Genomic DNA, 6,786 nt, shown 5'->3' with positions numbered 1-6,786 from the left:
GACACCATGTACCGGCTGGGCCGTCGCGCCGGACTGGTGACGGTCGACCACGGCCTGCAGGCGGGGTCGGCGGAACGGGCCGACGCCGTGGCCCGGTGGGCAGTCGAGGCCGGCCTCGATCCGGTCGACGCGGTGCCGGTGACCGTCGCCGGTCGCCCGGGCGGTCCCGAGGCGGCCGCCCGCGAGGCCCGCTACCAGGCGCTCGTCGCCACCGCCCGGCGGCACGAAGCGGCCGCGCTGCTGCTCGGCCACACCCGGGACGACCAGGCCGAGACGGTACTGCTCGCGCTCGCCCGGGGCGCCGGCCCGCGCGGTCTCGCGGGCATGCCGGAGCGCCGGGAGTTGGACGGGGTGCCGCTGCTGCGCCCGCTGCTCGACGCCAGCCGGGAGGAGACCCGCAAGGCGTGCGCCGCGCTGGGGCTGACCCCGTGGGAGGACCCGCACAACGTCGACCCGGCGTACGCCCGGGCCCGGGTCCGGTCGGACGTGCTGCCGGTCCTGGTCGGGGCGCTCGGCCCCGGGGTGCTGGACAACCTGGCCCGGACCGCCCGCCTGGTGGCCGCGGACACCGCCGCCCTGGACGAGCTCGCCGCCAGGTCGCTCGCCGACGCCCGGGCACCCGACGGCGGCCTCTCGGTCGAGGCGCTGGCCACTCTGCCAGCGGCCGTCCGGACCCGGGTGCTCCATCTCTGGGCCCGGAAACTGGGTGCCTCGCCGGCCGCCCTGTCGCACCGGCACATCGCCGCGTTGGACGCGCTGGTCACGGCGTGGCGCGGGCAGGGAGAGGTGCACCTGCCGGGCGGGCTGCGGGTGTGCCGCCGCGACCGCCGACTCGTGCCCACCGAATCACGCTGACCCGCTGACCTCCTCTTTCTGGCCCCTGCCCACGGCTCGAAACGCCGCCGCATGGCATCGGGCCGCTACGCCCGGCTGTCGCCCGCTGATCCGCCCGTCCGTGGTGCCGCCGATACCTGTGTCACACGCTTTGCTCTGCTGCAGCGGAGGCAACACTCAAGCCGGTCGAGTGTTGCGTGGGCTGCAGCAGAGCAAAGGACGCGATCGGGGACCTGCCGGTCGGCTGCCGGGGCCGGACGACTCCGCAGCCGATGGACCACTGCCGGTCGCGGTGGGGCGGTGATCAGACCTCGGCGCGTTCCCGGAAGGTCGTCCGGTAGGCGTGCGGGGTGGTGCCGACCCGGCGGGTGAAGTGGTGCCGCAGCGCGGCGGCGTCGCCGAACCCGGCCTGGTCGGCGACGGTCTCCACGCTCAGCCGGGTCTCCTCCAGCAGCCGCCGGGCCAGCAGCACCCGCTGGTTGGTCAGCCACTCGTGCGGCGTGGTGCCGGTCTCGGCCCGGAACCGGCGGGCGAAGGTCCGCGGCGCCATGCCGGCACGGGCGGCCAGCTCGTCCACGGTGACCGTCCTATCCAGGTGCCCCATCAGCCACTCCAGCACCGGCTCCAGCGTCGGGGCCTCGGGCGCCTTCGGGATGGGCGCCTCGACGTACTGCGACTGGCCGCCGTCGCGGTGCGGTGGCACGACCATCCGGCGGGCCAGCCGGGTGGCCGTCGCGGAGCCGTGCTCCTGGCGGACCAAATGCAGGCAGGCGTCGATCCCGGCGGCGGTGCCGGCGCTGGTGAGCAGCCGGCCGTCCTGCACGTAGAGGGAGTTGCACCGCACCCGGGCGGCCGGGTGCCGGCGTTGCAGCTCGTCGACGTACTGCCAGTGGGTGGTGCAGTCCCGGCCGTCGAGCAGTCCCGCCTCACCGAGCACGAACGCGCCGGAGCAGACGCTCAGCAGCCACGCGCCCCGGTCGGCGGCCCGGCGCAGCGCCTCAAGCACGGGCACCGGGATGTCCGTCCCCTCCGCGTGGGCCGGTACCGCGACCAGGTCGGCGTCCTCCAGCGGGGTGAGGTCGGCGTGCGGGGTGAGGAGGAAGCCCGACCGGGTGCGGACCGGCGCGCCGTCGGCGGTGCAGACGTCGAAGCGGTAGCCGGGGAAGCCGTCGGCGGTGCGGTCGGTGCCGAAGACCTCGGCGAGGACGCCGAGCTCGAACGCGGCCACCTGTTCCAGGGCGACGACGGCAACGGAACGCAGCATGTGACGAGGGTAACCACAGAAGTGGCAGGAAATCGATGCCCACTGGCATTCCTGCCACTTTTCGCGCGGCGCGGACGGTCGCAGACTGGTCTCAGTCCGGTGCGCACCGGCGGCGAAACCACTCACAACCACGCGAAAGCGAGCGCCGCCATGGCCGTTCTCCTGCTCCTGCTCCTCGTGCTCTTCCTCGTCGTCGCCTCCGCCCTCGGGCTGACCGCGGACAGCCGGGACTCCGCCGACTGGAAGCCGACCGACGAGGGCCGCCGTTGGCGGTCCCGCACCTGCTGAGGTGAATTGCCCTTTACGAGCCGATAATCCCCGGCGGGACCGCGCCAAAAGGGGCGGCCCCGCCGACGGAGCCCATCCGGCGTACGGCAGGCTAGGAGCATGGCTGACGGCTCCTGGTACGACGCCGACATCGACCACGTGATCATTTCCGAGGCGCAGATCCGCGAGAAGACCGCGGAACTGGCCAAGCAGGTCTCCGCGGACTACGCCGACGTCGACGGGCTGCTGCTCGTCTGCGTGCTCAAGGGCGCGGTCATGTTCATGGCCGACTTCGCCCGGGCCCTCGGCCGGCAGGGTCCCCCCGCCGAGCTGGAGTTCATGGCCGTCTCCTCGTACGGCCAGGGCACCACCTCCTCCGGGGTGGTCCGGATCCTCAAGGACCTGGACCGGGACATCGCCGGTCGGCACGTGGTGGTGGTCGAGGACATCGTGGACTCCGGCCTGACCCTCTCCTGGCTGCTGCGCTACCTGGAGTCGCGCTCGGCGGCGAGCGTCGAGGTGGTCGCCCTGTTCCGCAAGCCGGATGCGATCAAGGTCCAGGTCCCGGTCAAGTACGTCGGCTTCGACATCCCGACCGAGTTCGTGGTCGGCTACGGCCTGGACTTCGGCGAGCGCTACCGGGAGCTGCCCTACGTCGGCGTGCTCAAGCCCGAGGTCTACGCCAGGGCCTGAGAGGCCCGCGCCGACCTGCGGGTATCGGTGGGCGTCAAGCGGACGTTCAGCGGACTCTCAGCCGATCGGACTACGGTAGGTGTCGGTGGCGTGGAGGCACTCTCCACGCCCGACCCCTCGTACCGCGTGACCGGGCGGTCGGGGGCCGGGTGCGGAGTCCCCGCCACGCCGGCTGAAACCCGGTTCGCCGTGCGCGTAAGTGCTGGGCTCGCAAGCTCAGATCTGGCACGAACGGTGTACCGTCGAATGACCGCGGCGCGGCAGTTTTCGCGCTTCGGGGTCGAGGCCGGCCCGCACGGCGGCTCCGGCCGCCGCCCGAGGCGGCGACACCATTCAGACGGTCAGGACGTCGATCAGGAGGATGCGGGCGTCTCGATGCCCGACAACAGCATGGAACGTACGCGTTTCTTCCGCCGACCGGTGGTCTGGATCATCCTGGTCATCCTCGGCGCCGTTGTGCTCAGTCAACTCTTCACCGCTGGCCCCAGCTACCACCGCGTGGACACGTCGGTGGCGCTCGACCAGCTTCACACTGCGAAGATCAACAAGGTCGTCTTCCAGGACAAGGAGCAGACGCTCCAGCTCGACCTGGCCCAGAAGACCAAGTTCGGCGACACCACGACCGACAAGATCCAGGCCCAGTTCCCGTACCAGGTGGGCGACGACGTCTGGAAGGAGGTCCTCGACGCCAAGGCGGCCAACCGGGTCACCGGCCCCGCCGACGCCAAGGTCTCCTCGGACAGCATCTGGGTCAGCCTGCTGGTCAACCTGCTGCCGATCGCGCTGCTGGTGCTCCTGCTGCTGTTCTTCATGTCGCAGATGCAGGGCGGCGGCTCGCGGGTGCTCAACTTCGGCAAGTCCAAGGCGAAGATGATCACCAAGGACACGCCGAAGACCACGTTCGCCGACGTGGCCGGGGCCGACGAGGCCGTCGAGGAGCTGCACGAGATCAAGGACTTCCTGCAGAACCCGGCGAAGTACCAGGCGCTCGGCGCCAAGATCCCGAAGGGCGTGCTGCTCTTCGGTCCGCCCGGTACCGGTAAGACCCTGCTCGCCCGGGCGGTCGCCGGTGAGGCCGGCGTGCCGTTCTACTCGATCTCCGGTTCGGACTTCGTGGAGATGTTCGTGGGTGTCGGCGCCAGCCGGGTCCGCGACCTCTTCGAGCAGGCCAAGGCGAACGCCCCGGCGATCGTCTTCGTCGACGAGATCGACGCCGTCGGTCGGCACCGCGGTGCCGGCATGGGCGGCGGCCACGACGAGCGGGAGCAGACCCTCAACCAGCTCCTCGTCGAGATGGACGGCTTCGACACCAAGGGCGGCGTCATCCTGATCGCCGCCACCAACCGGCCGGACATCCTCGACCCGGCGCTGCTGCGCCCGGGCCGCTTCGACCGGCAGATCCCGGTCGACGCCCCCGACATGGAGGGCCGCAAGGCGATCTTGCGGGTGCACGCCAAGGGCAAGCCGTTCACGCCCGACGTCGACCTCGACTCGGTCGCCCGGCGTACCCCGGGCTTCAGCGGCGCCGACCTGGCCAACGTGATCAACGAGTCCGCGCTGCTCACCGCCCGCAAGGACCAGCGGGCGATCACCAACGACTCCCTCGAGGAGTCGATCGACCGGGTGATCGCCGGCCCGCAGCGCCGGACCCGGGTGATGAGCGACCAGGAGAAGAAGATCACCGCGTACCACGAGGGTGGGCACGCGCTCGTCGCCTGGGCGCTGCCGCACGCCGCGCCGGTCCACAAGGTGACGATCCTGTCCCGCGGTCGCTCGCTGGGCCACACGCTGGTCCTGCCCACGGAGGACAAGTACACCCAGACCCGCGCCGAGATGATCGACACCCTGGCGTACGCGCTGGGCGGCCGGGCCGCGGAGGAGCTGGTCTTCCACGAGCCGACCACCGGCGCCGGCAACGACATCGAGAAGGCCACCCAGCTGGCCCGCGCGATGATCACCCAGTACGGCATGAGCTCCAAGCTCGGTGCGATCAAGTACGGCACCAGCGGCGACGAGCCGTTCCTCGGCCGCAACATGGGCCACGAGCGGGACTACTCGGACGCCGTCGCCGCCGAGATCGACGCGGAGATGCGGGCGCTGATCGAGCTGGCCCACGACGAGGCCTGGGAGATCCTGGTCGAGTACCGGGACGTCCTGGACAACATCGTGCTCGAGCTGATCGAGAAGGAGACCCTCTCCACCGCCGACATGGCCCGGATCTGCGCCCGGGTGGCGAAGCGCCCGCCGATGGCCCCGTACCACGGCTTCGGCAAGCGCCAGCCCTCCACCGAGCCGCCGGTGCTCACGCCGGCCGAGAAGGATGCGCTCAAGGCGCAGGCCCAGGCCGACGGTGCCTCCGTCGGCGGGGGGTCTGTCGGTGGCGCGTCGAACAACTCGGACGGTACGCACTGAGCACGGACCCGACGGCCAGCTCCCCGAACCGGGAGCTGGCCGTCTCCGCGACCGAGCCCGACGAGGACGGCCTGGACTACGTCGCCGCACGGCTGATCAGCGGCAAGCTGACCGGCCGCCCGGTCGAAGACGCCATCGATCTCGGCCGGATCGAGAAGGCGGTCCGGGAGATCCTCATCGCGGTCGGCGAGGACCCGGACCGCGACGGCCTCCAGCAGACGCCCGCCCGGGTCGCCCGCGCGTACGCCGAGCTCTTCGCCGGCCTGCGGGTCGACCCGGCCCAGGTGCTCAGCACGACGTTCGAGGCCAACCACGAAGAGCTGGTACTCGTCCGGGACATCGACGTGATGAGCCTCTGCGAGCACCACCTGCTGCCGTTCCGGGGCAGCGCGCACATCGGCTACATCCCGGGCCCCGACGGGCGGATCACCGGCCTGTCCAAGCTGGCCCGACTCGTCGAGGTCTTCGCCCGCCGTCCGCAGGTGCAGGAGCGACTCACCTCGCAGATCGCCGACCTGCTGATGAGCAAGCTGGCGCCGCGCGGCGTGGTCGTGGTGCTGGAGTGCGAGCACATGTGCATGGCGATGCGCGGCATCCAGAAGTCGGGTGCCAAGACGATCACCTCGGCGGTACGGGGGACCCTCCAGCACGACGCCAAGTCGCGCGCCGAGGCGATGTCCCTGATCATTCCCCGCTGACCTCACGCGGGCGCGTGCCCGCCGGGTCAGCCCAGCATGGCCAGGACGATCCCGGCGGTGGCCACCACCGCCGGGATCAGGCACACCAGGGCACCGAAGCGGGGCGTTCGGTCCACCCGGTCCTCCGGCCGGGGCCGGAACAGCCGCCCCACCGCCAGCCAGCCCGCCATGAAGGCGACCGTCGGCATCGGCAGGCCGACGATCAGCGCCAGAATGGTGGCCGGGCTGGTGCCGGTGACGAGGAAGAGCACCAGCTGGATCAGCGGCACGATCAGCGCCAGCGGCCCGTACACGAGCAGGTTGCGCGGCCGGGACGGCCAGCGGGCGATCCGGGGCAGGCCCCGCGCGGCCAGTGCGTCGTCCGCGGCATCCGCCCACCGGCGGGCGGCCTGCAGGACCGTCAGCACGGCCGCCGGCCCGCTGGCCATCGACCGGGCCGCCTCCGTCAGCTCCGGCGGCGTCGGCGTCAGCGAGATCGCCGGTACGCCCAGGTCCCGCAGCTGCGACTCCTGCGGGGCCAGCCGGGCCCGGACGACCGTCAACTCCTCCCGGGCGGCCTGCACCGACCGGGCCTGCTCGCTCGCGGCGGTCGCCGCCGCCCGGCGTACCCCGTCGAGC

General features: G+C 72.0%; 7 protein-coding genes. 5 read left to right on the top strand and 2 right to left on the bottom strand.

Annotated elements, in window-relative coordinates; genetic code table 11:
• The first annotated feature begins 6 nt into the window (after positions 1–6).
• Entirely contained in the window at positions 7–855 is an 849-nt protein-coding gene (tilS, locus tag DKL51_RS05790) for a tRNA lysidine(34) synthetase TilS (protein WP_260428386.1), read from the top strand.
• Positions 856–1,138: 283 nt separating this feature from the next.
• On the opposite strand, the gene DKL51_RS05785 is transcribed toward tilS, so the two are convergent.
• The gene (locus DKL51_RS05785) at positions 1,139–2,098 is read right to left on the bottom strand and encodes a GlxA family transcriptional regulator (protein ID WP_124811809.1); all 960 of its coding nucleotides are present in this window, start codon (positions 2,096–2,098) and stop codon (positions 1,139–1,141) included.
• A 150-nt stretch (positions 2,099–2,248) separates the two neighbouring features.
• Here DKL51_RS05785 and DKL51_RS34760 point away from each other — a divergent pair, with 150 nt between their 5' ends.
• From DKL51_RS34760 to folE, 4 genes are all read left to right on the top strand, one after another.
• Positions 2,249–2,386: a hypothetical protein gene (locus DKL51_RS34760; protein WP_165823110.1), complete on the top strand. Its 138-nt coding sequence runs from the start codon at positions 2,249–2,251 to the stop codon at positions 2,384–2,386.
• A gap of 99 nt (positions 2,387–2,485) precedes the next feature.
• Complete coding sequence (hpt, locus tag DKL51_RS05780; RefSeq protein ID WP_109944957.1) at positions 2,486–3,058, top strand: hypoxanthine phosphoribosyltransferase; 573 nt, start codon at positions 2,486–2,488, stop codon at positions 3,056–3,058.
• A 390-nt stretch (positions 3,059–3,448) separates the two neighbouring features.
• A complete protein-coding gene (gene ftsH, locus DKL51_RS05775) occupies positions 3,449–5,470 on the top strand; it encodes an ATP-dependent zinc metalloprotease FtsH (protein ID WP_109944960.1) in 2,022 nt (673 codons plus the stop codon).
• A 35-nt stretch (positions 5,471–5,505) separates the two neighbouring features.
• Positions 5,506–6,168: a GTP cyclohydrolase I FolE gene (gene folE / locus DKL51_RS05770; protein ID WP_109944956.1), complete on the top strand. Its 663-nt coding sequence runs from the start codon at positions 5,506–5,508 to the stop codon at positions 6,166–6,168.
• A 26-nt stretch (positions 6,169–6,194) separates the two neighbouring features.
• On the opposite strand, the gene DKL51_RS05765 is transcribed toward folE, so the two are convergent.
• A partial coding sequence (locus DKL51_RS05765; RefSeq protein WP_124811808.1) for a hypothetical protein occupies positions 6,195–6,786 on the bottom strand: 592 nt, incomplete at its 5' end.

This window comes from Micromonospora globispora, assembly GCF_003857015.1.
Taxonomy (GTDB): Bacteria; Actinomycetota; Actinomycetes; order Mycobacteriales; family Micromonosporaceae; genus Micromonospora; species Micromonospora globispora.
This window is presented reverse-complemented; position numbering and strand designations above follow the sequence as displayed.